Annotated in this window: 23 protein-coding genes and 1 riboswitch; of the genes, 17 read left to right on the top strand and 6 right to left on the bottom strand. The window is 65.4% G+C overall.

Translation table 11 applies throughout. The features are described 5' to 3' along the window. Nucleotides 1–55: 55 nt before the first annotated feature. Nucleotides 56–961, top strand: coding sequence for a carbohydrate ABC transporter permease (locus U1R88_RS08175; protein ID WP_322431355.1), 906 nt, complete (start codon nucleotides 56–58; stop codon nucleotides 959–961). A gap of 6 nt (nucleotides 962–967) precedes the next feature. On the opposite strand, the gene U1R88_RS08170 is transcribed toward U1R88_RS08175, so the two are convergent. Next, on the bottom strand, nucleotides 968–2,833 hold the full coding sequence (locus tag U1R88_RS08170; RefSeq protein WP_322430799.1) for an AsmA family protein: 1,866 nt from the start codon (nucleotides 2,831–2,833) through the stop codon (nucleotides 968–970). 278 nt (nucleotides 2,834–3,111) lie between these two features. Continuing rightward, on the bottom strand, nucleotides 3,112–3,786 hold the full coding sequence (locus U1R88_RS08165; RefSeq protein WP_322430798.1) for a polyamine aminopropyltransferase: 675 nt from the start codon (nucleotides 3,784–3,786) through the stop codon (nucleotides 3,112–3,114). Between the two features lie 254 nt (nucleotides 3,787–4,040). Here U1R88_RS08165 and U1R88_RS08160 point away from each other — a divergent pair, with 254 nt between their 5' ends. From U1R88_RS08160 to U1R88_RS08110, 11 genes are all read left to right on the top strand, one after another. Further along, a complete protein-coding gene (locus U1R88_RS08160; RefSeq protein WP_322430797.1) occupies nucleotides 4,041–6,113 on the top strand; it encodes an acetoacetate--CoA ligase in 2,073 nt (690 codons plus the stop codon). A gap of 156 nt (nucleotides 6,114–6,269) precedes the next feature. Then, complete coding sequence (locus U1R88_RS08155; protein WP_068286580.1) at nucleotides 6,270–6,671, top strand: DUF2946 family protein; 402 nt, start codon at nucleotides 6,270–6,272, stop codon at nucleotides 6,669–6,671. Between the two features lie 87 nt (nucleotides 6,672–6,758). Then, nucleotides 6,759–8,129 carry a PepSY-associated TM helix domain-containing protein gene (locus tag U1R88_RS08150; RefSeq protein ID WP_322430796.1) on the top strand — a complete coding sequence of 457 codons (1,371 nt, stop codon included), beginning with the start codon at nucleotides 6,759–6,761 and terminating at the stop codon, nucleotides 8,127–8,129. A gap of 90 nt (nucleotides 8,130–8,219) precedes the next feature. Then, nucleotides 8,220–8,609: a copper homeostasis periplasmic binding protein CopC gene (copC, locus tag U1R88_RS08145; protein WP_322430795.1), complete on the top strand. Its 390-nt coding sequence runs from the start codon at nucleotides 8,220–8,222 to the stop codon at nucleotides 8,607–8,609. After that, entirely contained in the window at nucleotides 8,609–9,490 is an 882-nt protein-coding gene (copD, locus tag U1R88_RS08140) for a copper homeostasis membrane protein CopD (RefSeq protein ID WP_322430794.1), read from the top strand. Before copC ends, copD begins: the two co-directional genes overlap by 1 nt. 73 nt (nucleotides 9,491–9,563) lie before the next feature. After that, nucleotides 9,564–10,223 carry a hypothetical protein gene (locus tag U1R88_RS08135; protein WP_322430793.1) on the top strand — a complete coding sequence of 220 codons (660 nt, stop codon included), beginning with the start codon at nucleotides 9,564–9,566 and terminating at the stop codon, nucleotides 10,221–10,223. A 90-nt stretch (nucleotides 10,224–10,313) separates the two neighbouring features. Continuing rightward, nucleotides 10,314–11,027 carry a type 1 glutamine amidotransferase gene (locus tag U1R88_RS08130; RefSeq protein ID WP_322430792.1) on the top strand — a complete coding sequence of 238 codons (714 nt, stop codon included), beginning with the start codon at nucleotides 10,314–10,316 and terminating at the stop codon, nucleotides 11,025–11,027. 221 nt (nucleotides 11,028–11,248) lie between these two features. Beyond that, nucleotides 11,249–12,715 carry an FAD-linked oxidase C-terminal domain-containing protein gene (locus U1R88_RS08125; RefSeq protein WP_322430791.1) on the top strand — a complete coding sequence of 489 codons (1,467 nt, stop codon included), beginning with the start codon at nucleotides 11,249–11,251 and terminating at the stop codon, nucleotides 12,713–12,715. Next, nucleotides 12,712–13,890, top strand: coding sequence for a glycolate oxidase subunit GlcE (gene glcE, locus U1R88_RS08120; RefSeq protein ID WP_322430790.1), 1,179 nt, complete (start codon nucleotides 12,712–12,714; stop codon nucleotides 13,888–13,890). Before U1R88_RS08125 ends, glcE begins: the two co-directional genes overlap by 4 nt. Nucleotides 13,891–13,892: 2 nt before the next feature. Then, complete coding sequence (gene glcF, locus U1R88_RS08115; protein ID WP_322430789.1) at nucleotides 13,893–15,188, top strand: glycolate oxidase subunit GlcF; 1,296 nt, start codon at nucleotides 13,893–13,895, stop codon at nucleotides 15,186–15,188. A 77-nt stretch (nucleotides 15,189–15,265) separates the two neighbouring features. Continuing rightward, entirely contained in the window at nucleotides 15,266–16,303 is a 1,038-nt protein-coding gene (locus U1R88_RS08110; protein ID WP_322430788.1) for an alpha/beta hydrolase, read from the top strand. A gap of 137 nt (nucleotides 16,304–16,440) precedes the next feature. Here the strand turns inward: U1R88_RS08110 and U1R88_RS08105 are convergent, their stop codons facing one another. Then, nucleotides 16,441–16,713, bottom strand: coding sequence for an ArsR family transcriptional regulator (locus U1R88_RS08105; protein ID WP_245314682.1), 273 nt, complete (start codon nucleotides 16,711–16,713; stop codon nucleotides 16,441–16,443). Nucleotides 16,714–16,909: 196 nt separating this feature from the next. On the opposite strand from U1R88_RS08105, the gene U1R88_RS08100 reads away from it, so the two are divergent. Beyond that, nucleotides 16,910–18,358, top strand: a complete 1,449-nt coding sequence (locus tag U1R88_RS08100; RefSeq protein WP_322430787.1) for a DHA2 family efflux MFS transporter permease subunit — start codon at nucleotides 16,910–16,912, stop codon at nucleotides 18,356–18,358. Between the two features lie 263 nt (nucleotides 18,359–18,621). Then, nucleotides 18,622–20,799, top strand: a complete 2,178-nt coding sequence (locus U1R88_RS08095) for a malate synthase G (RefSeq protein WP_322430786.1) — start codon at nucleotides 18,622–18,624, stop codon at nucleotides 20,797–20,799. Nucleotides 20,800–20,860: 61 nt separating this feature from the next. On the opposite strand, the gene U1R88_RS08090 is transcribed toward U1R88_RS08095, so the two are convergent. Further along, a complete protein-coding gene (locus tag U1R88_RS08090) occupies nucleotides 20,861–21,514 on the bottom strand; it encodes a tetratricopeptide repeat protein (protein ID WP_322430785.1) in 654 nt (217 codons plus the stop codon). A gap of 383 nt (nucleotides 21,515–21,897) precedes the next feature. On the opposite strand from U1R88_RS08090, the gene U1R88_RS08085 reads away from it, so the two are divergent. Then, nucleotides 21,898–22,758, top strand: a complete 861-nt coding sequence (locus tag U1R88_RS08085) for a DUF975 family protein (protein WP_322430784.1) — start codon at nucleotides 21,898–21,900, stop codon at nucleotides 22,756–22,758. A 134-nt stretch (nucleotides 22,759–22,892) separates the two neighbouring features. After that, on the top strand, nucleotides 22,893–24,152 hold the full coding sequence (locus U1R88_RS08080) for a hypothetical protein (RefSeq protein WP_322430783.1): 1,260 nt from the start codon (nucleotides 22,893–22,895) through the stop codon (nucleotides 24,150–24,152). Here U1R88_RS08080 and U1R88_RS08075 read toward each other — a convergent pair. Together U1R88_RS08075 and bluB are read right to left on the bottom strand one after the other, a co-directional pair. Continuing rightward, the gene (locus U1R88_RS08075) at nucleotides 24,145–24,780 is read right to left on the bottom strand and encodes a TerB family tellurite resistance protein (RefSeq protein WP_322430782.1); all 636 of its coding nucleotides are present in this window, start codon (nucleotides 24,778–24,780) and stop codon (nucleotides 24,145–24,147) included. The two genes, U1R88_RS08080 and U1R88_RS08075, sit on opposite strands and share 8 nt — an antisense overlap. Before the next feature lie 68 nt (nucleotides 24,781–24,848). Next, complete coding sequence (gene bluB / locus U1R88_RS08070) at nucleotides 24,849–25,586, bottom strand: 5,6-dimethylbenzimidazole synthase (protein WP_322430781.1); 738 nt, start codon at nucleotides 25,584–25,586, stop codon at nucleotides 24,849–24,851. Between the two features lie 43 nt (nucleotides 25,587–25,629). Then, nucleotides 25,630–25,810: riboswitch (cobalamin riboswitch) on the bottom strand. 137 nt (nucleotides 25,811–25,947) lie between these two features. On the opposite strand from bluB, the gene U1R88_RS08065 reads away from it, so the two are divergent. Beyond that, nucleotides 25,948–26,568, top strand: coding sequence for a cupin domain-containing protein (locus U1R88_RS08065; RefSeq protein WP_068286621.1), 621 nt, complete (start codon nucleotides 25,948–25,950; stop codon nucleotides 26,566–26,568). Nucleotides 26,569–26,772: the final 204 nt, after the last annotated feature.

Genomic DNA, 26,772 nt, shown 5'->3' with positions numbered 1-26,772 from the left:
CCGGCGCGGTCTTCGGGCCGCGCCGGTTCTGCCCTAGAAACCAGCGGTGCAACAGATGAGCGTGATGGGATTGGCAGGACGCAGCCGGGAATGGCGGATCGGATGGGCTTTCGCCCTGCCGGGCCTCCTGCTGCTCGCCATCGTGATGGGCTTTCCGCTGGTCTATGCCTGCATCCTGTCGATCTCGTCGATGACGCTGATCAAGCCCAGCCTGATGCCCCTGGTCGGCTTCAAGAACTTCGCGTCGATGCTGGCCGATCCGCTGTTCTGGAATGCCCTCTGGCTTACGGTACGCTATTCGGCCATCACCGTGATCGGCGAGTTCGTTATTGGCCTCGGCATCGCCCTGATGCTCAACCGCACCGTGCACATGAAGCCCGTCTACTTCGCCATCCTCACCATCCCGATGGCAATGTCGCCGATCTCGGTCGCCCTGATCTGGCGCATGCTGCTGCAGCCCAATCTCGGCATCGCCAACCATCTGATGGAGAGCTTCGGCCTGCCCCGGCTCGACTGGCTGGGCACGCCGGGCATGGCGTTGTGGACGATGGCGGCCATCGACATCTGGCAGCAGATGTCCTTCGTTGTGCTGATCCTGGCCGCTGGCCTCGCCGCCCTGCCGCGCGACCCCTACGAGGCTGCCGAGGTCGACGGCGCGCGGGCCTGGCAGCAATTCTTCTATATCACCCTGCCGATGCTGCGGCCGGTGGCGGCCATCACCGTCATCATCCAGCTGATCAACGAATTCCGCACCTATGACCTGCCCTATGTGCTCACAAAAGGCGGCCCCGGCAATGCCACGGAGGTGCTGAGCTTCTTCGCCTATCGCCGGGCCTTTCTCGGCCTGTCGCTCAATGAGGGAGCGGCGGCAGCCTTCGTGCTCCTGGTGATCGTGCTCGCTCTCACGGTGATCTTCTTTGCCGTGCTGGAACGCTCGCAGGCCGGCGAAAGCGGACGCTAAACCGCCCTACTGCGCCGCCGAGGCCGGCGGAGCCTTGCCGGTGTCCTGCGTGACGTCACGGCCCGGCTGGATGAAGCTGCGCAGCAGCGGCGCGGCGGCACCCGATTGACGGATCAAGGCCTCGGTATCGGGCTCGATCACCGGGACCTCCCAGCCCCCATAAACGCGGAAGGGAAGCCGAAAGGGATTGGCGACATCGGAGTCATTCCAATTGGCGACCCCGGCCATGTCGAGGCTGCGCAGGGCGATATTGGCATCCCCGGTCAGCGAAACCGAAAGGGATCCGTTCTCCATGCGGCAGTCGGCGGTCTTGGCCATGCCGTCCGTGATCTTGAAGCCAGCCTTGGCGAGGTCGAAGGTGGTGCGGCCGCCATAGGAAGATTCGAAACGCGCCGCGAGCGGTCGCCGTTTGATCTTCTGCATCAGGCTGGCGAGATCGATGCCGACCAGGGAGCCGCCGGCAACGCTGATATCGGCTCTCCCCTGCAGCGAGCGCGACAGATCGGCGATCGAAGCACCGGTGCCGCTTACGGTTATCGTCCCCGTGCCGGTTCCTTCCAGACGCCGGAAACCGAAGAGATCGCCGAGTGCGCTGCCCATGTCGACGCCTTCGAAGCTGGCGGCCGCGGCGAGTTCGGTCATCTTGTCGGAAGGCTTGAGCGCGATATTGCCCTTGAGCGTGCCGCCATAGGCGACGGCCTCGCTGAGGGCGAGTTCGAGCTGACCGTTGCGGGTGGAAACGGTTGCCGCGGCACGGCCGAGACGGACCTTGTTGATGGTAGTTTCGCCAGCCGAGATGCGCAGATCGAGGTCGCTGACCAGCAGGCTGTTGATGCTGATATGATCGGCACGCCATTTACGTGGCCGGCCATCGGCAAGCTGGAGTTCATTGGAATAGGCGCTGAGGTCGAGCGCATCGGCGGCAAGCGTGCCGCTGACCTTGGGACGCTCCTTGCCGAATTCGACAGTGAGCGAGCCTTCGGCCTCGTTGCCGTCGAGCGAGAGCTGCACCTCGTTGAGGGAAATGGCACTGTGATCGAGCGTAAGAGGCGATTGCAGGTCATAGGCGGCAAGGCTGCGCCCGGCCGGCAGGCCAAATCCGAACCAGCGCAGCGTGTCGCGCAGCGAAGTGCCGCTGGCCGAGACCTTGCCGTCCAGCCGCCCCGCCCCATCCAGCGTGCCGCTGGCGGCGAGGTTGAGCGTATCGCCCTTGATGCGCGCCCGCATGTCCGACTTGCCGCCTGCGATCAGGCTGGCGGGATCGGCGAGTGCGACGGCAATCTCGGCCTCGCGGTTGCGCCAATTGATCACGCCGGCCGCCGACATCGCGTCGCTGCGACCGGCCCAGGCAAACGTGACGTCGTCGACCGAAACGGAGGTGGCCCGGCCGAGCGCGCTGTCGTCATAACGGATGGTGCCATCGATGAGCCGGATGGTCTTGACCGGCATCGGCTTGTCGAAGCGCCCGGCTGCGGCCTCGGCCAGCACGCCCTCCTTGAAGTCCCACGAGCGAATACCATTCTTGCCCGCGGTGAGGCCGATGCTGGCGCGCTTGAGCATCAGGCCCGAGATCTCGATGCGCCCGATCACCAGAGACGTCAGGCGCAGCGTGCCCTGCATCTTGTCGGCCACCAGCAGCGGCGGCAGGCCTTCGGCGGCGGGAATGGTGACCTTCTCGATCATCAGCGTCGGCAGCGGCGCCCAGGCCAGATGCACCTGCCCCTCGATGACAGGCGTGCGGCCGGTCAGGGCGACGATCTCACGGGTGAAGGTATCGCGCAGCACGCTTTCCGGCGTCAGCCATGGCACGGTAAGCACCAGTGCGATGAGCGCAGCGGCGATAGCGGCCAGGGATAGCCCAATACGCTTCATGCCGTTTCCGCGCCTCGCTCGATCAAAAGGTGGTTGGTGACCTCTGCCATGCGCCCGGGCGACGGAGCTGAATCACAAACTCGATCCATTATAAATGGCAGTCCATCATGGTAAAAGCGAGGCTTGGTTGTGGCAAAGCCGCCATGGGGGAAAAGCGGCGGTCGCCAGCCCTGACGGGTACGATACAATCGCGTGCCTCCAGTCCCCTATCATGGACCATCACGGTTAAGAAAGCCGCAAGAGGCCGGCGCCCAACCTTCCGTGAAATCCCTCGGCTGTTATCCTGCGGGGCCCCCGATCAGATAGACCATATGAAACGGCTCCTGTCCCGGCTCCCCCAGCGATACTCGTTCGCGCCGCCAGGGCAGCCCCGAGGCAATCAGATTGGCCTCGAAGGCTTCCGATTGGGTGGCCGACCACAGGCCGGCAACGCCACCTGGCGCGAGAGCGCCGGCGATGCGGGCAATTCCCTTGCCCGAATAGAGCCAGTGGTTCGGCGCGTGCACGACATAATCGGGGCCATTGTCGGTATCGAGCAGGATGGCGTCGAAGCCGCCGGGCTCTGCGGCGATGATCTCGGCAACGCTGCCAGTGCGGACCTCGACGCGCGGGTCGGCAAGCGGGTGGCCGGCGAGCGGGGCGAGCACGCCCCGGTTCCAGGCGACGATCTCGGGCAGGAGTTCGCTGACGAGAATGCGCGCCTGCGGACCGGCGGCATCGAGCGTCGCCCTCAGCGTATAGCCCATGCCGAGGCCGCCGATCAGGATGCGCGGCGCTGCTGTATCAAGATGGCGGCAGACGGTCTCGGCCAGTACGATCTCCGAGCGGGGATCCTGGTTCGACATCAGTTCCCAGCCGTTGAAGCGGATGTCGAAGAGATCGCCGCGCCGGCGCAAGGCGATCTGGTCGCCATTCGCCGTCACCAGGCTGTCGAGTTCCGTCCAGATCTCCATCACCCCCGCTCCCTCACGCACGAGACGGTCTTATAGCAGAGCGCCGGCAAAGGCTTCGGCCTTTCCAAGGGGCCGCAATCGTCCGGATGACCGGCCGCTTACGAACCGAAGCGCAGATCCCGGTTGAGACGCGTTGGTGCATTACCCTCTTCCTTAGAGCGCGAAATCGTCATACTGCAGTTGCGAAGAGCGATGCGGCAATGCCGGAAACTCTGCAAAGGGAAGCGCCGAAGCAAAGGGAAACAGCCCAGGACATGGCCAAGGAAACCACTGCCCAAGCCACTGCCAAGGAAACCGCCGGCAAGACCGCCAAGGACCGCAAGAACCCCGCGTCCGGCGAGGCGCCGGCGGAGGCCACCAAGGGGTCTGCCGAGCCGGCCGATGACAAGCCCTTGTGGATCCCCTCGCCCGCGCGTGTCGCTGGGACGCAGGTTGCAGCCTTCATCGCGGCTGCGAACGCCCGGCACGGCCTTTCCCTCAAGACCTATCGCGACCTGCACCGCTGGTCGGTCGAAAGCGCTGCCGATTTCTGGAACCTGATCTGGGATGACAGCGGCATCAAGGGCGAGAAAGGCGAGCGTCTCGCCAGCGATCTCGACGACATGCTCGAGGCCCGCTTCTTTCCGGACGCCAAGCTGAACTTCGCGGAGAACCTGCTGCCGCGCAGCGACGACGAGCCCGCCCTGATCTTCCAGGGTGAGGACAAGGCCAGCCTCACCTTGAGCTGGCGCGAGCTCACCGACCTCGTCTCCCGGCTGCAGCAGGCGATGCGGGCCGAGGGCGTGCAGGTGGGCGACCGCGTTGCCGCCATGATGCCGAACCGGCCCGAGACGGTGGCGATCATGCTGGCAGCAGCCTCGATCGGCGCGATCTTCTCCTCTTGCTCGCCCGATTTCGGCGAGCGCGGCGTACTCGACCGCTTCGGCCAGATCGCGCCCAAGCTTTTCTTCGCCATCGACGGCTACTGGTATGCCGGCAAGCGCATCGACAACGGTCCCAAGGTGATCGCCATCGCCGCCGAGCTCGGCTGCAAGACGGTGGTCGTACCCTATCTCGGCGAGGCCGAGGCGGTGGCGGCCAAGATCCCGGAAGGCACGACGCTGGCCATTCTCACCGCGCCCTATCGGGCCAAGCCGGTGGCATTCGAGGCTCTCCCCTTCAACCAGCCCTTGTTCATCCTCTATTCCTCCGGCACCACCGGCGTTCCCAAATGCATCGTGCATGGCGCCGGCGGCACGCTCTTGCAGCTGGTCAAGGAACACCGCCTGCAATGCGATCTCAGACCGGGCGAGCGCAGCTTCTACTTCACCACCTGCGGCTGGATGATGTGGAACTGGCTGGTCGCAGGCCTCGCCAATGGCGAGACGCTGCTGCTGTTCGACGGCTCGCCCTTCCATCCTGAAGCCGGCGTGCTGTTCGATTTCGTCACCCGCGAAAAGGGCGTGATGTTCGGCACCTCGGCCAAATATATCGATGCGGCCCACAAGGCCGGGCTGACGCCGCGCGAGAGCCATGATCTCAGCGCGCTCAGGCTGATGACCTCGACCGGTTCGCCTTTGTCGCCGGAAGGCTTCCGCTGGGTCTATGAAGACGTGAAGGCCGATCTCCACCTTGCCTCCATCTCCGGCGGCACCGATATCGTGTCCTGCTTCGTGCTGGGCGACCCCACTTCGCCCGTCTGGTCGGGCGAGATCCAGGCAGCGGGCCTCGGCATGGCGGTCGACGTCTGGAACGACGAGGGCCAGAGCGTGCGCGAGGAGAAGGGTGAACTGGTGTGCACCCGGCCCTTCCCCTCCATGCCGGTAAAGTTCTGGAACGATGAAGGCGGCCACAAATACCGGGCCGCCTATTTCGAGCGCTTCGACAATGTCTGGCACCATGGCGACTTCGCCGAATGGACCCGCCATGGCGGGCTGGTCATCCATGGCCGCTCCGACGCCACACTCAATCCAGGCGGGGTGCGCATCGGAACCGCCGAGCTCTACGCCCAGGTCGAGAAGATCCCGGATGTGCTGGAATCGCTCGCCATCGGCCAGGACTGGCAGGGCGACGTACGCATCGTGCTGTTCGTACGCCTGCGCGAGGGCGTGGCGCTGGACGACACCCTCGTCGATCGCATCAAGCGCCAGATCCGCACCGGCGCCTCGCCGCGCCACGCGCCGGCCAAGATCATCGCCGTCGCCGACATCCCGCGCACCAAGTCCGGCAAGATCACCGAGCTTGCCGTGCGCGACATCGTCGCCGGCCGCAGCGTCAAGAACCAGGAGGCCCTGGCCAACCCCGAGGCGCTGGCCCTCTACAAGGACCTGCCGGCGCTGCGGGATTGACAAACAGGCCTGCCGCTTTCCGGACCGATCGCATCGGCAGGTCCAAAATCGCGACAATGTTGTTTCTTGCCGGGCCCAGCCCGGCAATGACAAGATGATCATCGCGCCGGCTTCCACCGGGCGCGCTTCCATAAGACCCATCAGGAACCAGCGACGGTGCACGTTTCGCGCATAGGCAGGGACATCACGAAGGCCGCCATCACGGCCCTCGCCGTCTATGCGCTGCTCGTCAACACCCTGCTGATGGGCGTGCTGATGGCGCCGCAATTGCGGGCCGACACGCTCGACCGCAACCTCGCCGCGCTCGAAATCGTCTGCGCTGGCAACGGCATGGGCATCACCGATGCAGGATCGGGCCCGCCCGCAGACCATCGTGGCCATGAGGCCGAGTGCTGCATCCTCTGCCCCGGCTTCGGCGGGCCTGCCGCGCCTTCCGGTATCGACCTGCCGCGGCGCCTGGCCGTCGCGGTGGCTCTCGCCAACCGGACGGCGGATACCCGCATTCCTCCTTCCCTCCATCGCGCGGCCGCCCAGCCGCGCGGTCCGCCGGTGGCATGACCTGAGAACAACCTCTCTTTTGTTTTCGGCCTAACGCTGCACGCGCATCCCTGCGCGCGCGGGCGGAGGGCAATTCAGGACACAGCCATGACCATCTCCCACGGCGCGGAAACCCTTGCGGTCGCTCCGCCCACGCGCCTGTCGCTGCAGCGCGCGATCTGGCGCTGGCATTTCTATGCCGGCCTGCTCTGCGTCCCCTTCATGATCCTGCTGGCCGTCACCGGCTCGCTCTATCTGTTCAAGGACGAGATCAACCACACGCTCTTTGCCTATCGCACCATCGTCGCCAATCCCGGCACGCCGGCCTTGTCGCCGGAAGAGCTGGTGGACAGGGCCCTCGACGGCCGGCCCGAGGCCGCCGCAACCGCCTATGCCGAACCCGTCGACGCCACATCCTCGGCCAAGGTCACCTACAAGGACGACAGCGGCAAACATTACGTCTACCTCGACCCCTATAGCGGCGCCGTGCTGGATACGCTGCGCGCCGACCGCGAGCCGATGTGGCTGATCAAGAAGATCCACAGCCTCGAACTGTTCGGCACCTTCACCAACCGGCTGATCGAGGCCATCGGCGGCTTTGCTCTGATCCTGGTGATGACGGGGATCTATCTGTGGTGGCCGCGCGGCCAGAGCGGCGGCGTGGTGACTGTCCGCGGCACGCCGGCACGGCGGGTGTGGTGGCGCGACCTTCATGCCGTCACCGGCGCCTTCGCCGGGTTGGTGATCTTCTTCCTGGCGGCGAGCGGCCTGCCCTGGGCCGGTTTCTGGGGCAAGCAGCTCAACGGCTTCGCGACCCAGGCGGGCCTTGGCTACCCGACCCAGCTCTGGGACGAGACGCCGAGTTCCACCGTGCCGCTGCAGGACGTCGTCAGCAAGGCAGGCTGGACGGTGGAGAATTCGCCGGTGCCCCAATCGGCCCAGCCCTATACCCATGCGATCGGGCTCGACCGCGCCGTCACCGTCGCTCGCGATCTCGGCATCGCACCCGGCTTCGAAATGGCGCTGCCGACCGAAGAAAACGGCGTCTACACCGCGGCGATCTTCCCGGACGAACTCGCCAAGGAGCGCACCATCCATATCGACCAATATTCGGGCAAACCGATCGTCGACCTCAAATTCGAGGATTTCGGCGGCATCGCCAAGGCGATCGAATTCGGCATCAACGTGCATCAGGGCCAGCAATGGGGCCTTGCCAACCAGCTCGTGATGCTGGCGACCTGCCTGGCCATCATCCTCGCCAGCGTTTCCGGCGTGATGATGTGGTGGAAACGCCGCCCGAGCGGCAAGCTGGGCGTGCCGCCCTATCCCAGCGATCCCGGCATCTATCGCGGCCTGTGGATCGTCGCCATCGCCGTTGGCCTCGCCTTCCCGATTACCGGCCTTGCCATCGTCGCGATGGTGGCGCTGGATCTCCTCGTCATCCGCACCGTGCCGCCTCTGCGCCGCGCCTTCGCCTGACCGGCGAGCGCCCCGGATTCGAGGCGGCCACCCCGCCCTGGCCGACCAACGCCACTTCCTTTCCTTCCGCCGTTCCGGGCGGAGCAATCCATGAAGGTTCCAATCATGTCCGTCACCCGCAAGGTCTCGTCCCTCATACTCGCCGCGGCCCTCGGCCTCGGAGCGACCGGCGCGGCCCTCGCCCATGCCCATCTGAAATCCTCGGCCCCGGCCGGCGACAGCGCGGTCGCGGCGCCCGCAACGCTGGAGCTGCATTTCAGCGAAGGCGTCGATCTCAAATTCTCGGGCGTCAGCCTGACAGGCCCCGACCAGAAGGCTATCGCGACCGGCGATGCCGCCCATGCCGGCAATGACGAGGCCAGCCTCTCCGTGCCGGTCGCCGCCAAGCTCGCGCCGGGCAAATACACGGTGCAGTGGCACGTTCTCTCCAAGGACGGCCACAAGGTGAAGGGCAGCTATTCCTTCGACGTGAAGCCCTGATGAATCTCGAAACCGCCCTCCAGGCCTGTCGCTTCCTGCATTATGCCGCCGCGATGGTCCTGTTCGGCGCCAGTGCCTTTCTCGCCGTGCTGGCGCCGAAGGAACTGGCCGGCCGGCTCGAGGCGCGGGTGAGATTTTTGCTGACGGCGGCGGCAGGCCTCGCCGCCGCGACCACGCTGGCCTGGCTCATGCTGAAGACCGGCGAGATCGGCGATGGCTGGGCCGATACGCTCGATCCGTCCCTGCTGGCCTCGGTGCTGGCCGACAGCAGCTTCGGCCGGGCCTGGCAATGGCGGCTGGCCTTCGCGGTGTGCCTGCCGGCAGCGTTCCTTCTCGGCGAACGTCGCCTGCCGGCTATCGCCTGCTGTTCAGGCCTACTGCTCGCCAGCCTAGCCCTGACCGGCCATGCCGCCATGCTCAGCGGCTGGCCCGGCTTTCTGCAGAGGGGCAATCACATGCTTCACCTGCTGGCCGCCGGCGCGTGGCTCGGCGCCCTTATCCCGCTTCTGCCCTGCCTGGCCATGCTCGGAGGGGCGCCTCCCTCTGCCAGCGCCGGCCGGGCATTGCGCCGCTTCTCGACCGCCGGCCACGTCGCCGTCTCGCTCGTGGTCGTCACCGGCATCGCCAACACGGCCTTCGTGCTCGGGCACCTGCCGGCTGATTGGTCTTCGCCCTATCAGGCGCTGCTCGCAGCCAAAATCGGACTGGTCGCTGCAATGATCGCCACCGCGTCGGCCAACCGCTATTGGCTCGTGCCCCGGATCCACCTCGCCCGCACCGAGACCCTGCGGCTGCTGGCCAGCCTGACCTGCCTGGAACTCCTGCTCGGTATGGGTGTGCTGGGGCTCGTCAGCCTGTTCGGCATGATCGAGCCGGCTTGACAGAGCGCCCGCGCCGCGCTTTGCCTTCCCAAACGGATATCCGTGGGCAGGATCGAGCAAAGGCGGGGCTGGAATGCCGGGCATCAGCGCAAGGAGCGGAGGGGCTGGTTTCGCCTGTCGTCTGATCGGCGCCCTGCTGCTGGCGGTGCTGTTCGTGACCTCCGCCGACGCCCATCGCCAGTCCTCCGGCGGCGACGGGAGCGGGGCCGGGATCCCCATTCCCAATCTCACCCACGGCCAGATGGCCGTCATCGCCGACAATATGGCCGCGATTCTCGCCGTGGCCGATCGCCAGACCGGCCTCGACGAAACCGCGCGCCGGCTGCGCGCCTTCGTCGACTGGCAGTATTTCTTCTGCTTCCGCGGCCTGGTGCCGGGCAGCCTGAAGGACGAGGAAAGCCCCTTCAACGAATGCAGCCATGCCTATCTCGCCGGCACGCAGGCCCTGCTTCTCGACCTCAGGCAGACGCGTGGAGACCGCGCGGAGGTGCGCGCCCTCGTCGACAAGGTCGGGCTCGACATGGCCAGGAACAATGCTGCGCTGGTACTCTGCCGCTTCAGCGGCGAGGCGTTCAACACCGCCGACGTGGTGTCGCCGCGCTGGAGCGAGGTGCCTGCACATCCGCCGAGCCTGGCGACCTTCGGCGGACTCGCCATTCTGATCGGCGGTGCCTTCTGGCTCGGCCTGCGGCGACGCACCGCGCCCGTTTCGGGTCCCCTGCCGGCCGGATGAGAGTTTGCGGGCGACGATAGGGCTTGCACGAAGCGGTGATTGCCTGTCGGATGGTCTGACCATTCGATTATCGACGGCGTTCATCCTGCCATGCGCATCCTCGTCCTCCAGCATCTCGCTTCCGAGCATCCCGGCATTTTCCGCTCCTTCTTCGCCCGCGATGGCGTCGAATGGGACGCGGTCGAACTCGACGAAGGCGGCACCATCCCCACGCTCGATCCGTATGATGCGCTCTGGGTCATGGGCGGCGCCATGGATGTCTGGGACGTCGACCCGTTTCCCTGGCTGGTGGAGGAAAAGCGCGTCATCCGCCGTTGGGTGCGCGAACTGGGCAAGCCCTATCTCGGCATCTGCCTCGGCCACCAATTGCTCGCCGATGCGCTCGGCGGCACCTGCGGGCCGCAGATTCCTTCCGAAGTCGGCGTCTTCGATGTCGATGTGACGCAAGCCGGCCAGGCGGACCCGCTGTTCGAGGGCCTCGCGCCGCGCTTTCGGGCCTTGCAATGGCATTCTGTACGCGTGGCCCAGCCACCCGAGGGCGCCGAAGTGCTGGCCTCCTCGCCCCTCTGCCCGGTCCAGGCCATCCGTGCCGCGCCGCGCGCCTGGGGCATGCAATATCATGTCGAGGCCGAAAACGCCGCCGTGCAGCAATGGGGCTGCGTGCCCGAATACAAGACCGCCCTGGAGCGCAGCAATGGCGAAGGCGCCATGGAACGTCTGCAGGCCGACATCGCCGCCCATGCCGAGGGCTTCGAGGCCAACGCCGCCATTGTCTATCGAAATTTCATGCGGCTCGCGCGATAATGGCGGCAAAAATTCAATAGGACATGCATGATTACTACCTTGAGGCCGTAAAAATGGCCGCTATAGCGTTTTGTGATTTGAAGGAGGCACTTCGAATCGCAAAGACGCGTTGGAACAAGGAGTTAGAGCAAATAAGCGTTCACGCTTGAACGCGCTTTGCTCTGGTACGGCTGAATGCATCGGCGCGGTGCCGGATTCGGCGCTGCAGGAGGAAACCGACCATGCCTGAAGGCACCCCATCGACCACCGGCATTCCGATGCCGCCGCCCGATCCGGCCATCCTGGCGCGGCGGCAGGCGATCGTCGACGGGTTGGCCGGGCTGGTGCCTGCGGCGAACCTGATCGTCAGCGAGGACGAGCGCCGCGCCTATGAGACGGACGCCTTCACCGCCTATCGCGCGGTGCCGCTCGCCGTGGTGCTGCCCGAGACCACCGAGGAAGTCGCCGCGATCCTGAAATTCCTCAACCAGGAGGGCGTTCCCGTCATCCCGCGCGGTGCCGGCACCTCGCTTGCCGGCGGGGCCCTGCCCCAGGCGGATGCCGTGGTCGTCGGCCTGTCCAAGATGAGCAAGGTGCTGGAGCTGCGTTTCGAGGACCGGCTGGCGCGCGTGCAGGCCGGCATCACCAATCTCGGCATTTCCGGCGCCGTAGCGCATGAGAGCTTCTTCTACGCACCCGATCCCTCCAGCCAGCTCGCCTGCACCATCGCCGGCAACATCGCCATGAATTCGGGTGGCGCCCACTGCCTGAAATATGGCGTCACCACCAACAACATCCTCGGCGTCAGGCTGGTGACCATGGCGGGCGAGATCCTCGACATCGGCGGCGACGCCATGGATGCCGACGGCTATGACCTGCTCGGCATCGTCATCGGCTCGGAGGGCCAGTTCGGTATCGTCACCGAGGCGGTGGTGCGCATCCTGCCGATGGCCGAAGGCGCCCGCCCCATGCTGGTGGGCTTCGCCACGCCGGAGGAAGCGGGGCGCTGCGTCGCCGCCATCATCGCCTCGGGCATCATCCCCGTCGCCATCGAATATATGGACAAGCTCGCCATCGAGATCACCGAGGGCTTCGCCCATGCCGGCTATCCGCTCGATGCGGGCGCCATGCTGATCATCGAGGTCGAGGGCTCGGATGCCGAGATCGACCGGCTGCTCGGCCTGATCTCCACCATGGCGCGCCAGCATGGCGCCACCACCATCAAGATCTCGAAATCGGAAGCCGAAAGCGCGGCGATCTGGAAGGGGCGGAAATCCGCCTTCGGCGCCACCGGCCGCATCGCCGACTATATCTGCATGGACGGCACCATCCCGACCGGCCAGCTGCCGATGGTGCTCAAGCGCATCGATGAGATCACGGAGGCCCACGGACTGCGCGTCGCCAATGTCTTCCATGCCGGCGACGGCAATCTACATCCTTTGGTGCTCTACAATGTCAACGATGCCGATCAGCGCGAGAAAGCCGAGGCCTGCGGCTTCGACATCCTGCGCCTGTGCGTGGAGGCCGGCGGCTGCCTGACCGGCGAGCACGGTGTCGGCATCGAGAAGCGCGATTTGATGCGCGAGCAGTTCAACGAGACCGACCTCCACCAGCAGCGCGACCTCAAGCTCGCCTTCGATCCGAAATGGCTGCTCAATCCGGCCAAGGTCTTCCCGCTCGACATGCGTCCGGGAGGCTGGGCGGCATGACGGTGTTCTCCCCCACCAGCGAGGCGGAAATGGCCGGCATCGTCGCCGAAGCCTTCCGGAACAAGATTCCCCTCGCCGTGACCGGCGGCGGCTCGAAGGCGGGCATCGGCAGGCCCGTGGCCGCCACCGCCACCCTGGAGACGCGGGGCCTCACCGGCATCACGCTCTATGAACCGGCCGAGATGGTGATCGGTGCTCGGGCCGGCACCTCTCTGGCGGAGCTTACCGCAACCCTCGACGCCCGCGGCCAGATGCTGCCCTTCGAGCCGGGCGACTGGCGGCGACTGCTCGATACCGCTCCGCACGAGCCCACGGTCGGCGGCCTGGTCGCCGCCAATCTTTCAGGGCCTCGCCGGATCGTTACCGGGGCCTGCCGCGACAGCCTGATCGGCGTGCGCTTCGTCAACGGCAAGGGCGAGACCATCAAGAATGGCGGACGGGTGATGAAGAACGTCACCGGATACGACCTGACCAAGCTGATGGCGGGCTCCTGGGGCACGCTCGGCATCCTGACCGAGGCGATCTTCAAGGTGCTGCCCAAGCCCGAGGCCAGCACCAGCCTGGTCTGGCAGGGCCTCGACGATGGCCAGGCCGTCGCCCTGATGTCCGCGGGCCTCGGCAGTCCCTTCGAGGTTTCGGCGGCCGCGCATGTGCCGGCCGATCTTGCCTCCGGCACGGCCCTGACGGTGCTGCGGCTGGAAAATTTCGAAAGCTCGATCGCCTATCGGCAGGAACAGCTCGGCAGCCTGCTCAAGCGCTTCGGCGACCATGCCGTGCTCGGGCAGCAGGATTGCCGCAGCTTCTGGTTCGACATCGCCGACGTCGCGCCGCTGGCCCAGCAGGACGGCATGATCTGGCGTCTCTCAGTGGCGCCTTCCAAGGCCGCCGCCCTGGGCGCCTCGCTGCGCTGGCTCGGCGAGATCAGGCTGTTCTACGATTGGGGCGGCGGCCTGATCTGGCTGCTGGCACCCGAGACGGCAGAATTCGCCAAGGCGATCGTCTCGGCCACCAAGGCCGAGGGCGGTCATGCCATGCTGATCAAGGCCAGCGCCGATTTCCGGGCCGGTTCCTTTCATTTCGGTGCGCAGGAGGGGCCGCTCGCCGCTCTGAGTGCCAGGGTGAAGCAGGCCTTCGACCCCGCCAACATCCTCAATACCGGGCGCCTGGGAGGCTGACCATGCAGACGAATTTCTCCCCGGCCCAGCTCGCCGACCCGCATATGAAGGAATCGGAGCAGATCCTGCGCACCTGCGTGCATTGCGGCTTCTGTACCGCCACCTGCCCGACCTATGTGCTGCTCGGCGACGAGCTCGATTCCCCGCGCGGGCGCATCTACCTGATCAAGGACATGCTGGAAGGCGGCAAGCCGGCCACCCCCGAGGTGGTCAAGCATGTCGACCGCTGCCTGTCCTGCCTGTCCTGCATGACGACCTGCCCCTCGGGCGTCAATTACATGCATCTGGTCGACCATGCCCGAGCCCATATCGACAAGACCTATCGCCGCCCGGCCAGCGAGGCCCTGCTGCGCACGCTGATGGCCAAGGTCCTGCCCAATCGGCGAGCCTTTCGCTGGGGCATGGCGCTGGCGCGGCTCGGCCGCCCCTTCGCAGGCCTGGCGGCGCGGCTGCCCCAGGGCAAGCGCCTTGCCGCCATGCTGGCGCTTGCACCCGCCTCCCTGCCATCAGCCTCAACAGCCACGCGCCCCGGCAGCTTCGCACCGAAGACGGCCAGGAAGGGCCGCATCGCCCTGCTGACCGGCTGCGCCCAGGCGGAGCTGGCCCCCGGCATCAACGAGGCCGCCATCCGCCTGCTCAATCGCCATGGCATCGAGGTTGTGCTGCCCAAGGGCGAAGGCTGCTGCGGCGCACTCGTCCATCATATGGGCAAGGAGGATGCCGCACTCGCCTATGCCAAGGCCAATATCGACGCCTGGACGGCGGAAATGGCAAAAGGGCTCGATGCCATCCTGATCACCACGTCGGGCTGCGGCACCACCATCAAGGATTACGGCTTCATGCTGCGCGGCGATCCCGCCTACGCCGACAAGGCCGCCGCCGTCTCCGCCATCGCCAAGGACATCAGCGAATATCTGGAGACCCTGCAGCCGCTGCCGGTGACGGTGACAACGGGCCAGGCCGTCACCTATCACGCCGCCTGCTCGCTGCAGCACGGCCAGCAGATCAAGACAGCGCCCAAGACCCTGCTCAAGCGCGCCGGCTTCGTGGTGAAGGAGGCGGCGGAAGCCCATCTGTGCTGCGGTTCGGCCGGAACCTACAACATGCTGCAGCCCGAGATCTCGGAGCGCCTGCGCGAGCGCAAGCTCGGCAATATCGCCGCTACCAGGCCCGACATCATCGCCGCCGGCAATATCGGCTGCATGACGCAGCTGGCGCAGGGAACGACGACGCCGATCGTGCACACGGTGGAACTGCTGGATTGGGCGACCGGAGGGCCGAAACCGAAGGGGCTGTAATTTCTGGGAGCGCGGACATCTCAGCGACATGAATGCATGTCGCTGAGATGTCCGCGCTCCCAAAAAAGGAGAACTCGATGACGAAGCTCGGCAGCCTGTTCCTCGCCATGCTCCTTGCCTTGACCGGCAGTGCCTTCGCCCAGGACGAGCGGGCTCCCAACGAGAAGCCGGTCAAGGTCATCGCCGACGGTCGCATCGCCGTTCCCGGTGGCGGCGAACTGCCGCTCTATGTCTCCGCCGACTGGTCCAAGCCTTTGCCGCAGGTCGATCGCGCCGTCCTGGTGCTGCATGGCAGGCTGCGCGACGCCGACGTCTATTTCCGCTCGGCCCTCAAGGCCCAGGCCGCTGCAGGCACCGCCGGGCAAACCAGCCTGATGATCGCACCGCAATTCCTCGCCAAGGTGGACGCGAAGGCCTTCGACCTGCCGCCCGGCATCCTGCGCTGGACTTTGACGAGCTGGCAGGGGGGCGAGAATGCCCTCGGTCCCAAGCCGGTGAGTTCGTTTGCCGCCCTCGATGCCATTCTGGCCCGCCTTGCCGATCGCCGCTTGTTCCCGCATTTGCGGGAAGTGGTGGTCGCCGGCCATTCCGGCGGCGGGCAGGTCGTGCAGCGCTACGCCATCGCCGGCAAGGGCGAAAGCACGCTGGCTGCCGCAGGCATCGGCGTACGCTATGTCGTCGCCAATCCCTCTTCCTATGCCTACTTCTCGGCCGAGCGGCCAGCGCCTGATATCGCCGCTTCCTGCCACGGCTTCGACGACTGGAAATATGGCATGCAGGCCCGCCCGTCCTACCTCGCCTCCCCTTCACCGGATGCGCTGGAGAAGACCTATACCGCCCGGCGCGTGATCTACCTGCTCGGGACTGAGGACACCGATCCCAACCACCCCGCGCTCGACAAGACCTGCATGGCCGAAGCCCAGGGCCCCTACCGCCTGGCCCGCGGTGAGGCCTATGTCTCGGCGATGCGCCAGCGCGACGGAGGCACGCCCCGCCACAGCCTTTGGCTGGTGGAAGGCGTGGGCCACAACGGCGACAAGATGCTGACCTCGTCCTGCGGGCTCGCCGCCCTGTTCGACCGGCCGGGCTGCCCGACGGCGAAGGGCTCGCCCTGACGACAGGATGTTTCGGCTGCCGCCGAAACATCCTGGTCTTCATCCCGCTAAAATCGGGTGTCTCAAGAGCATCATGCTCTCGGAGCTGCCCATGGATGACCAAATCTCAAATCTGTCCCGCATTCGAAGGCGAATTCTCAACCCGATGCGGCTTCCGCCTCGGCAACCACCCAGGCGAGCAAGCCCGGGAATTTCGCCTCGATGTCCGCCCGGCGCAGATAGGTCTTGCGGCAATTGCCGTAATCGACCATGCCGATCAGGCCCGCCTCGCGCAGCATGCGGAAATGATAGGTGCGCGTGGCCTTGGTCACCGGCAGGCCGAACGACGAACAGCCGATCTCCGTGCCGTCGGGGGCGAGCACGAGCGTCGCCACCACGCGCCGCCGATGCGGATCGGCAAGCGCTGCCAAGATGGGGCCGAGAGTGATCTCCTCCCGGCTGGGGTGATCGTCCTGGTCGAGTATTACCGCCTCCCTTGCAATCCGCCCCCTGCCGAGACTGGATCCCGCATTGGTCGATTGCCAATCGAACCACTTCTAGGTATGAATAATATCATACTCAAATGACATCGCCGACGCGATAATTATTCAAGAAGAGATTTTCATCATGACCAGTCTGCAGCCTGCTGTACCGGAACCATGCGGGACCGGAAGCGAGCCGGTTTGGGCATCCGCAACGGAACCGGCCGGTTCCGGCCTGCGAAGGCCGGTCCGCCCGGCGGCTCGCCTGGCCGCGCTCAGCCTCGGCGTCGCACTGGTGCAGCTCGACGTCAGCATCGTCAATGTCGGGCTCGACCAGATGCGTGGCCTGATGGCGGACGGCGTCGCCGGGCTGCAATGGGTGGTGAACGGCTACACGCTGGCCTTCGCCGGCCTGTTGCTCACCGGCGGAGCGCTCGGAGACCGCTTCGGAGCCAAGCGTCTCTACCTTCTCGGCTTGGCGCTGTTCACCCTCGCCTCGCTCGCCTGCGGCCTTGCGCCGAGCGGCACCGCCCTGATTGCCGCGCGCGTGCTGCAAGGCATCGGCGCCGCCCTGCTGATGCCGCCGTCGCTGGCCCTGGTGGTCCATGCCTATCGCGACCCGTCCGAGCGCGCCAAGGCCATCGGTGTCTGGGGTTCCGTCGGCGGCCTGGCCATGGTGGCAGGTCCCGTGCTCGGCGGCCTGCTGATCGCCCTGTTCGGCTGGCGCAGCATCTTCCTGATCAATCTGCCCGTCGGCCTGCTCGCACTGTGGATGGCACTGCGTTTCACCGAGGAGACAACCGAGCGCCATGCGCGCGCCATCGACCTGCCGGGCCAGATCCTCGGCATCCTGACCGTCGTGGCGCTGACGGCAGCGATCATCGAGGGCGAGCCCCTGGGCTGGAGCCATCCCGCCATTCTCGGCGCCATCGTCGTCTTTCTCCTGGCAGGCGCGCTATTCCTGGCGGTAGAAGCCCGCACGGCCGAGCCCATGATGCCGCTCAGCCTGTTCCGCAACCCGATCTTCACGGCCGCGGCTCTGATCGGCACCCTGCTCAATGTCAGCTTCTACGGCGCCATCTTCCTGCTCAGCCTGTATTTCCAGGATGGGCTCGGCATGTCGCCTCTCAGCGCCGGACTGGCCTTCCTGCCGATGACCGGCCTCATCGCGATCACCAACATCATGTCCGGGCGCGTGGCCGTGCGCTGGGGCAATCGGCTGCCCATCGTGCTCGGCCTCGCCATCGACACCTTCGGTTTCGTCACCCTGGCGCTGCAGCTACGGGGAGATGCCGGCTACGCCCATATCTGGTGGCCGCTGCTGCTCATCGGCTTCGGCATGGCACTCGCCGTGCCCGCCATGATCGGCGCCCTGCTCGCCACGGTGGAGAAGACCCGGGCCGGTATCGCCTCCGGCGTTCTCAACGCCCTCCGCCAGACCGGAGGCGCGGTCGGCGTTGCGGTGTTCGGCGTGATCGGTGCAGGCGGCAGTTCCCTTTCCGGCATGAGCACGGCCATGTGGGTCGCCGCCTTCGGTCTCTTCATCGCCCTGCTGCTCGGCGCGTCGTGCATCAAACGAATGCCCACGTCATAAGGAGACTCCAGGCATGTGCGACGGCGAGCGTCCCGCCGCGCCGGCAAGCCATGAGAAAAGGGTGGGCAACCTGGATGAAGCCCTCCTCGAATCCGTTGCCAAACTGCGGTTTCGCCGCAACGCTCGCTGTTCTGGCTCTGGGAGAGTGTGACCGTCTCAGCATTGCCATCAGATGGAAATTCGATACCCAACCGGGGATGTTTGGCGTATCCACAACCAGACTCGCCATGATCACGACAATTGCTGACTGATAAGGGATCACCATGAACGATAAGGCTGAAGCCGGACACTCGGCCACACGCGTGGCACGCGGCGGCCTGCTCGTCGCGCCCGAGCTTGCATCCTTTCTGGAGCAGGAAGCACTGCCCGGCACGGGAGTGGGGGCACAGACCTTCTGGGATGGCTTCTCTGCCCTGGTCCGTGACTTCGGACCGCGCAACAAGGCGCTCTTGCAGCGGCGCGACGAATTGCAGGCCCAGATCGATGCCTGGCACCTCGCCCACCACGGCCAGCCCCATGACCGCAAAGCCTACAAGGCTTTCCTCACCGAGATCGGCTATCTCTTACCCGAGGGCGACAATTTCACCATCGCGACCGAGAATGTGGATCCGGAGATCGCCACGGTTGCAGGTCCCCAGCTCGTGGTGCCGATCACCAATGCGCGCTTCGCGCTGAACGCCGCCAATGCGCGCTGGGGCAGCCTCTATGACAGCCTCTACGGCACCGACGCAGGCGGTGGCCCGCCGCCCGCCGGCAGCTACAACCGCGGCCGCGGTGCGCGCGTCGTGGCAAGGGCGCGGGTTTTCCTCGACGAGGCCTTCCCGCTCGAGGGTACGAGCCATGCGGATGCCCGGCGCTATCATATCCGCAACGGCGCGCTTCTGGTCGACGACCTGCCGCTGCTCCAACCGGAGAAATTCATCGGCTATCGCGGCCACCCGCGCGCGCCCGACGCCGTGCTCCTTCGCAACAATGGATTGCATGTCCAGCTGATCTTCAATCGGGCCCACTCGATCGGCAGCCGCGACCAGGCAGGCCTTGCCGACATCCGGCTGGAGAGCGCTATCTCGGCGATCATGGATTGCGAGGATTCGGTTGCCTGCGTCGATGCCGAGGACAAGGTGGTCGCCTATCGCAACTGGCTGGGGCTGATGCAGGGCGGGCTGACGGAGACCTTCCGCAAGGATGGTGCCGAAATGACGCGCAAGCTCAACCCAGACTTGACCTTCACCGCACCGAATGGCGGCGAAGTCTCGATCAAGGGCCGGGCGCTGATGCTGGTGCGCAATGTCGGCCATCTCATGACCAATCCGGCCATCCTCGACCAGGATGGCGGAGAGATCTTCGAAGGCCTGATGGATGCGATGGTGACCACGCTGATCGCCATGCATGACCTGAAGAAGTCCGAGGGCCTGCGCAATTCGGTCGCCGGCTCGGTCTATGTCGTCAAGCCCAAGATGCACGGTCCCGACGAGGTCGCTTTCGCCGACGAGGTCTTCACCCATGTCGAAGCGGTGCTGGGCCTGCCCAAGCATACCGTCAAGCTGGGGGTGATGGACGAAGAACGCCGCACCAGCGTCAACCTCAAGGAGTGCATCCGAGCGGCGAAGCATCGCATCGTCTTCATCAATACCGGCTTCCTCGATCGTACCGGGGACGAGATCCATACCTCGATGGAGGCCGGCCCGTTCAGCCGCAAGGACTTCATCAAGCGCAAGGATTGGATCGGCGCCTACGAGAACCAGAACGTCGACATCGGCCTGCAATGCGGCTTTTCGGGCAAGGCTCAGATCGGCAAGGGCATGTGGGCGATGCCGGACAAGATGGCGGCCATGCTGGAAGCCAAGATCGAGCATCCCAAGGCGGGCGCCAATTGCGCCTGGGTCCCCAGCCCGACGGCTGCCACGCTCCACGCCCTGCATTACCACAAGGTCGACGTCTTCGCGGTGCAAGCCGCGCTGGCGAAAGGCGGCAGGCGGGCCTATGTCGAGACGATCCTCGAAATCCCGGTCGCAAGCTACCAGAAGTGGACGCCCGAGCAGATCCGCCGCGAGGTCGAGAACAATGCGCAGGGCATCCTCGGCTATGTGGTGCGCTGGATCGACCAGGGCATCGGGTGTTCGAAGGTGCCCGACATCAACGACGTCGGACTGATGGAGGACCGCGCGACCTGCCGCATCTCGGCGCAGCATGTCGCCAACTGGCTCCACCACGGCATCGTGAGCGCAGATGAGGTCAGGCAGATCATGCGGCGTATGGCGGAGGTCGTGGATCGCCAGAACGCCGGCGATCCCCACTATCGTGCGATGGCTCCTGGTTTCGACGGGATAGCCTTCCAGGCGGCATGCGATCTGGTCTTCGAGGGCCGCTCGCAGCCATCGGGCTATACCGAACCGCTGCTCCACGCGCGCCGGCGCGAATTCAAGGCGGCGCAGGCCTAGTTCCGTCGAGCTGTAAAATGAGAACTCACCCTCCCCTGAAAGGGAGGGTGAGGAACGACGATTACCCCAGTTCGGCCAGGGTCTGCCTGGCCTCGGCATGCTCGGGATCGAGCTCGACCAGTCTTTCGAAAATCTTGCGGGCCTCCTCGGTTTTACCGAGAGCGCGGGCCGAACGGCCAAGGCCGACAAGGGCCTCCGGCGAGGAGGGCCTCAAGGCCACGGCCTGCTGATAATGGGCAGCGGCCGGCTCGGCCCGTTGGTTGTGCAGGAGGAGGTCGCCTAGGCCGATATGGGCCTCGACATGGCTCGGCTCGAGCTTCAGGCAGGCCAGATAGGCCTGCAGCGCCTCGTCACCGCGCTCGAGCGAAGCCAGCAGATTGCCATAATTATAATGGGTATCGGCCGCCTTGGGGTCGAGCTTCAGGGAGGAGCGGAAGCAATATTCCGCACGCGACTCATTGCCGAGGCCACGATTGGCGAGCCCCAGCCGCATCTGAGCGTCGGCGCTGCCGGGATTGACCTCGACCGCCCGGCGAAGCACCTTCTCGGCCTCGTCATTGGCGCCCCGCTGCAGCAGGAGCGTGCCGAGCAGGTTCAGGGCGTTGAAGTCCCCGGCGCGACCGGCCAGGATCTCGCGATAAGCGGCCTCGGCGGCATCGAGCCGGCCTGCGCGATGATGCTCGACGGCTTTCTTCAACTTTGCTTCGGCGGCCATGCTGCGTTGTCCGGATGGGGCAGGAGAGATTGCCGGACCTTGTGGCGGATCGGGCTACAAAGGTCAATCCAAGCCCGCATCAGGACCTTTTGCGATCTGGCGGATTCCCTGAGAAACGCAAAGGCATAGCCAAGCAAGGCATTGGAGCGGACAGGCGCTAACGTTCGAGCGCGTCTTGCCATGACGACGTGGATCGGTTTTCCCCGCAGTATCAGGTGTGACGCACGGGACTCCGTTTCTGAATCGAAGCCGCTAGGATAGCGTGCGTCATTGCACTCTACTTGCCGAAACAGATAGCCATTTCTGTTGGAGCCTTGACCTTTCAATCGTGCCGGCCGGATCGAAGATCCGATTGTGTTGATCATGAGCAAGGGGGAGCTCTCATGTCAGTCGCCTCGCCATCATCCGAACATCCAGGAAGCAGCCCCCTGGGCATCGGGCAGATCATCTCCGATGCCTTCGGCGTCAGCCTGCGCAACTACGGCTGGTCTCTCCTGCTGCAGCTGGCGGTCTTCGCCATATTCTTCGGCTTGCTTGGCTCGTTCTTCTGGTCCGCCTTGTATGGCGATCAGCTCGCTGTCGAGTCGGCCATCGCAAGAAGCATCGGCATATTCTACCTCTTGCTCCTCGCCGCATGTTTCCTGTCGCTCGCTTTCTATTGTGCACTGATCCGTCTGATCCATGATCGCCACGTCGATCCGGCCAAACCCGTGCTGGCGGCCTGCATCGCCGGTGCCAAGAGGTTCTTGCCAGCCCTTGGCCTGCTGCTGATCTATTTGCTTGCCTATATCGCGCTCTATTTGGTTGCCGCCTTGCTCGGCCTGGTCTTCTTCGGCATTGGCGCCCCACCCGGCTTCGTCATCGTCGCCATGCTGATCGCCGGTATTTTCGCCCTCTATCTGGTCTTTCCCTATCTGCTTTCCTTCGTCATCTGCATCAACGAGGATGTCGGGCCGATCCGCGCACTCGGCCGCAGCCGCTATCTGAGCGCGGGGTTTCGCTGGCCTCTGTTCGGCATGATGCTGCTGACCTGGGTGATCTGGTTCGCCTATCTCCTGGTCGTGAATGTTCTGGCACGGATATTCGGGCCCGGTGGCGGCATCGCAGCCCTGATCATGATGCTGCTCGTCCTGCCGCTGATGTATGCGTGGCTGATCGGGGTCTATTCCATTGCCGCCTATCGCCTGCGGGTGCTCAAGGATGGCGTCGACCTGACCGGCAGCGTGGCTGGTGTGTTCGACTGAGACCTGTACTGAGGGAGCTCTTTCCTCGGCGCCGCAAAGTCGTTGCGGCGTTCGCGGCCTATGCCCTATCCAACGATCTTTCAGGCAGGCTCCCTCCGATTCCCGGTGTATGCCGTGCCCCGACGGGAATGACGATGCGCTATCTGCTGACATGGGCCATGGCCGCCGCGCTGACGGTGGCGGTCTCTCTCGCGCCGGCCAGGGCCGACAATGCGGCCTCGGCCCTGTTCCAGAGCTATCTCGGCAAGGGCCGCATCAGCGAGGCGGACGAGCAGATGCTGGCCCTCGCCACCAAGGCCAGCGGCAATGCCGACGCCAGACTCGGCCTCGGCATGGTACGCACGGCACGGGCGCTCGAACATCTGTCGCAAGCCCTCTACAAATATGGCTTTGCAACCGAAATCCCGGCAATGCGCCTGCTCGGCCTGTCAGGTACCGTCTTCAGCACCAATCCCGATCCGCAGCCCATCACCTATCAGGATTTTCGCGGCATCCTCACCACCTTCGTGGCCGACCTCGAAAAGGCGGACCAAACCCTGGCAGAGGTCGGCGACATCGAGGCCAAGCTCACGGTCGATCTCTCCGTCACCCGCTTCGACTGGAACGGCGACGGCATCATCGACGAGCGCGACCATATCGGCGCCGCGATCTCCGACCTCGACGATGCCGGCAAGCCCAAGCCCTTCATCGTCGCCTTCGACACGGCGGACGCCAAATGGTTGCGCGGCTATTGCAACTTCCTGATGGCCCTGACCAAGACCCTCTTGTCGCACGACATGTCGCGCAGCTGGGACGCTGGCTTCGGCAGCCTGTTTCCGCGCCCCGTCAGCGGCCTTGCCAAGGCCAATGGCGCTGAAGACGGCGACGGATTGGGCATGACGCTGTTCGGCACCAGCAAGCGCGACACCGACGCCATCGCCGACCTGATCAGCCTGGTGCATACCATCGACTGGCCGGTGGCCGACAAGGCGATGTGGCTGGAAGTCCGCGGCCATTTCAAGACGGTAATCCGGCTCAACCGTGAGACCTGGGCGCTGATCGGCAAGGAGACCGACGACGATCACGAATGGCTGCCCGGCCCGCGGCAGAAGAGTGGCGTCCTGCCCTCCCTCGAAGTAACGCAGGAGCGTATCGACTCATGGCTTGCGCTGCTCGGCCAGGTCGAGCAGGTGCTGGACGGCAAGTTGCTGATGCCGCATTGGCGTTTCACCAAGGGCGTCAATCTCGCCAGGGTCTTCGAGCAGCCCGGCAATTTCGACCTGGTGCTGTGGATCACCGGCCCGGGCGCCCTGCCCTACCTCGACGATGGCAAGGTGATGGACGCCGAGGCCTGGGGACAGGCCACCCGCATCTTCGGCGGCGACGTCGCGAGCTACGCCTTCTACTTCAATTGAGCGAGCGCCCGGCCGCGGCATCCGGCGCCAGAAGGTGCCGCTTCAGCCGGACGATCGCCTCGCGCTGCAAATCGCTGGCCTCGCCATAGGCATTGGCGACCTTGCCCAGCATGTCGACGAGTTGCTGGCGCTCGGACAGGGACAGGCGGGCGCGGAAAAGCGGCACCAATTCCTCGGCGACCGGCGTGAACACCCGGCCCCGGTCCGTCAGCAGCAGGGCTTGCTCATAGACACGCTCGCGGTCGTCGATACCGAGAGGGTCCGCCATCAGCGCGAGGATCGTGTTCCGTTCGGCCTGGGTCAGCAGACCATTGGTGCGCACGAGCTGGATCATCAGGACGACGGCGGCAAGCCTGGGATCGTCGATGGTCTTGAGAGAAACGCGCTCGAGCGCCTGCGGGCGGACGGTATCGGCGCCGCGGTCGAGCGGGAGGGGAACCACCTTCGGCCCGGCCTCGAGCCGGCGGGCAGCCGCCGGCTTGCGGGCCTTGCCACGCAAAAGCCAGAACAGGCCGACTACAACGGCCGCGAAAGCCCCGATCAGGATCGCCCTCGGCCCCTCCAGCAGAACCAGGCTGGCGATCAGCAGCGCGATGATCCAGATCGCATTCTTACGCAGGAAATCCATCGCCCGTGTCATCCGATCGGGACGGCGCTTATCTGCGCCGGCCACTCCAAAGCATTTTGCGCTTTGCTCTATGAAGCTGCATCTCCCATAGCGGCCCGCATGGCGGCGAGCAAGGGATGGTCGGGCTGCCGCCCGTCCCAGCTATCGAAGCTCAGTACGGCCTCCGGTGGCAAACGCTGGCGCCAGCCCTTCACCTCCAGCTCCGGCCGGGCATAGGCTTCGTGCACATAGCCAAGACATAGATAGGCGACCGGCACCACGCGTTCGGGAATGCCCAGCGCCTCGCGCAGGCGCATGGGATCGACGATACTGACCCAGCCGACCCCGACGCCCTCGGCCCGTGCCGCAAGCCAGATGTTCTGCACCGCGCAGACGGTGGAGTAGCGGTCCATGGCCATGTCATGGGTGCGGCCGAGCACCACGGGTCCGGCCCGGTCGGGATCGCAGGTAATGCACAGATTGACCGGGGCATCGACGATGCCTTCCAGCTTCAGCGAACGATATTGCGCCTGCCTCTCAGGCGAGAACATCGCCACCGCCTCGGCATTGGCCTCTTCGAAAAGGGCCTGCACCTTGTGGCGGGTCTCGGGGCAGCGCAGCACCAGGAAGCTCCAGGGCTGCATGAAGCCGACCGAGGGGGCGTGATGCCCGGCGAGCAAGATGCGGGCGAGGACGTCGTCCGGCACGGGTTGCGAACTGAACTGGCTGCGGACATCCCGCCTGGTGAAGATGGCGCGATAGACGGCTTCGCGTTCGGCCGGCGAAAACGGACCCGAAGGCGCAAGCGCCTGCTTGGAAGGCTCCATCGCTGTTCCCCTTACGATGGCAATCGCCGCGCCGTCCGCGCACGCCGATCTATCGCCTCCGGCCGGTCTTCTGACTTGGGATCCACCCATCCGGACGCCTTCCCCGCAGAGCGAGTGGCCTGAAACCTGCCCGGATAGTCCCCCTTACAGCGTTGGGCACGTCGCGGCTTCGAACCGCGTTCCCGATTCTCCCGCAAGCGGGCACCGAAGGTCTTGCGGATGTAGCATGGGAGGTGGCGGCTGCCCAGCCATCCGGGACGTCGATGCCAGTCGGCCGGCGGCGAAGTGGACAGGGTGCGGGCTTGTGGCCTAGAATCGTCGGCTAGGCTCTCGGGCAATCAAGCATCCTGGCAATCGCGCAATGAACAAGATCGACCTCAAACGACGCGCCGGCGATCAGCCCGATCCCCTGGAACAGGCCAATCCGGTGCGCCTCGGCACGCGCCTTCGCCTGGCGCGGCAGACAAGGGGGCTGACGCTGAAGGCCCTGGCGACGGCCGCGGACTGCTCGGAAAGCCTCCTGTCCAAGATCGAGAATGGCAAGGCCTCCCCTTCCCTGCCCATGCTGCACCGCCTGGTCGAAGTGCTGGGCACCAATATCGGCTGGATGTTCGAGGAGACGGACAGCGAGGAGGGCATCGTCTTTCGCGCCGGCACGCGCCCGCTGATCTCGCTGGACCCACTCCGGCGCGGCGAAGGCATTTCGCTGGAACGGGTGATCCCCTATTCCTCCGGCCATCTCCTTCAGTGCAACATTCACCACATCGAAGCCGGCGGCGAGAGCGCCGGGCCGATCCAGCATCAGGGCGAGGAGGTCGGCTATGTGCTGGCCGGAACCGTGGAGCTGATGGTCGGCGAGCGCACCTTCAAGCTCTCCGTCGGCGACACCTTCGTGTTCAAGTCGGAACTGCCGCACTGGTATCGCAACACCGGAACGGAGCGCGCCAGCATCTTCTGGGTCAACACGCCTGCCACTTTCTGAGGAAACCTCGAGGAGCAAATAAGACGCTTCTGTCATTCCCGGCGCCGCCGCAGGCGGCGGGAAGGGAATCCAGGGGCAAAACGGAGCCCCTGGCTCTGGTTCCCCTTCCCGGGGCCTCTGGCCCCGCCGGGGATGACAGAAGCGTTTCTTCTCTAGCCTCTTCAAAGCTCTCCGCCGTCGGCGTTTCAAGAATCCCTGAAACCG

The organism is Labrys sedimenti (assembly GCF_034424805.1).
Taxonomy (GTDB): Bacteria; Pseudomonadota; Alphaproteobacteria; order Rhizobiales; family Labraceae; genus Labrys; species Labrys sedimenti.
The sequence above is the reverse complement of the archived record's forward strand: the minus strand, read 5'-3'. Positions and strand labels throughout refer to the sequence as shown.

What these genes read in the sequence shown, in the direction of transcription:
- U1R88_RS08175 (WP_322431355.1), top strand. Translation starts at nt 56, where the DNA reads ATGAGCGTGATGGGATTGGCAGGACGCAGCCGGGAATGGCGGATCGGA.
- U1R88_RS08170 (WP_322430799.1), bottom strand. Translation starts at nt 2,833, where the DNA reads ATGAAGCGTATTGGGCTATCCCTGGCCGCTATCGCCGCTGCGCTCATC.
- U1R88_RS08165 (WP_322430798.1), bottom strand. Translation starts at nt 3,786, where the DNA reads ATGGAGATCTGGACGGAACTCGACAGCCTGGTGACGGCGAATGGCGAC.
- U1R88_RS08160 (WP_322430797.1), top strand. Translation starts at nt 4,041, where the DNA reads ATGGCCAAGGAAACCACTGCCCAAGCCACTGCCAAGGAAACCGCCGGC.
- U1R88_RS08150 (WP_322430796.1), top strand. Translation starts at nt 6,759, where the DNA reads ATGACCATCTCCCACGGCGCGGAAACCCTTGCGGTCGCTCCGCCCACG.
- copC (WP_322430795.1), top strand. Translation starts at nt 8,220, where the DNA reads ATGAAGGTTCCAATCATGTCCGTCACCCGCAAGGTCTCGTCCCTCATA.
- copD (WP_322430794.1), top strand. Translation starts at nt 8,609, where the DNA reads ATGAATCTCGAAACCGCCCTCCAGGCCTGTCGCTTCCTGCATTATGCC.
- U1R88_RS08135 (WP_322430793.1), top strand. Translation starts at nt 9,564, where the DNA reads ATGCCGGGCATCAGCGCAAGGAGCGGAGGGGCTGGTTTCGCCTGTCGT.
- U1R88_RS08130 (WP_322430792.1), top strand. Translation starts at nt 10,314, where the DNA reads ATGCGCATCCTCGTCCTCCAGCATCTCGCTTCCGAGCATCCCGGCATT.
- U1R88_RS08125 (WP_322430791.1), top strand. Translation starts at nt 11,249, where the DNA reads ATGCCTGAAGGCACCCCATCGACCACCGGCATTCCGATGCCGCCGCCC.
- glcE (WP_322430790.1), top strand. Translation starts at nt 12,712, where the DNA reads ATGACGGTGTTCTCCCCCACCAGCGAGGCGGAAATGGCCGGCATCGTC.
- glcF (WP_322430789.1), top strand. Translation starts at nt 13,893, where the DNA reads ATGCAGACGAATTTCTCCCCGGCCCAGCTCGCCGACCCGCATATGAAG.
- U1R88_RS08110 (WP_322430788.1), top strand. Translation starts at nt 15,266, where the DNA reads ATGACGAAGCTCGGCAGCCTGTTCCTCGCCATGCTCCTTGCCTTGACC.
- U1R88_RS08100 (WP_322430787.1), top strand. Translation starts at nt 16,910, where the DNA reads ATGACCAGTCTGCAGCCTGCTGTACCGGAACCATGCGGGACCGGAAGC.
- U1R88_RS08095 (WP_322430786.1), top strand. Translation starts at nt 18,622, where the DNA reads ATGAACGATAAGGCTGAAGCCGGACACTCGGCCACACGCGTGGCACGC.
- U1R88_RS08090 (WP_322430785.1), bottom strand. Translation starts at nt 21,514, where the DNA reads ATGGCCGCCGAAGCAAAGTTGAAGAAAGCCGTCGAGCATCATCGCGCA.
- U1R88_RS08085 (WP_322430784.1), top strand. Translation starts at nt 21,898, where the DNA reads ATGTCAGTCGCCTCGCCATCATCCGAACATCCAGGAAGCAGCCCCCTG.
- U1R88_RS08080 (WP_322430783.1), top strand. Translation starts at nt 22,893, where the DNA reads ATGCGCTATCTGCTGACATGGGCCATGGCCGCCGCGCTGACGGTGGCG.
- U1R88_RS08075 (WP_322430782.1), bottom strand. Translation starts at nt 24,780, where the DNA reads ATGGATTTCCTGCGTAAGAATGCGATCTGGATCATCGCGCTGCTGATC.
- bluB (WP_322430781.1), bottom strand. Translation starts at nt 25,586, where the DNA reads ATGGAGCCTTCCAAGCAGGCGCTTGCGCCTTCGGGTCCGTTTTCGCCG.
- U1R88_RS08065 (WP_068286621.1), top strand. Translation starts at nt 25,948, where the DNA reads ATGAACAAGATCGACCTCAAACGACGCGCCGGCGATCAGCCCGATCCC.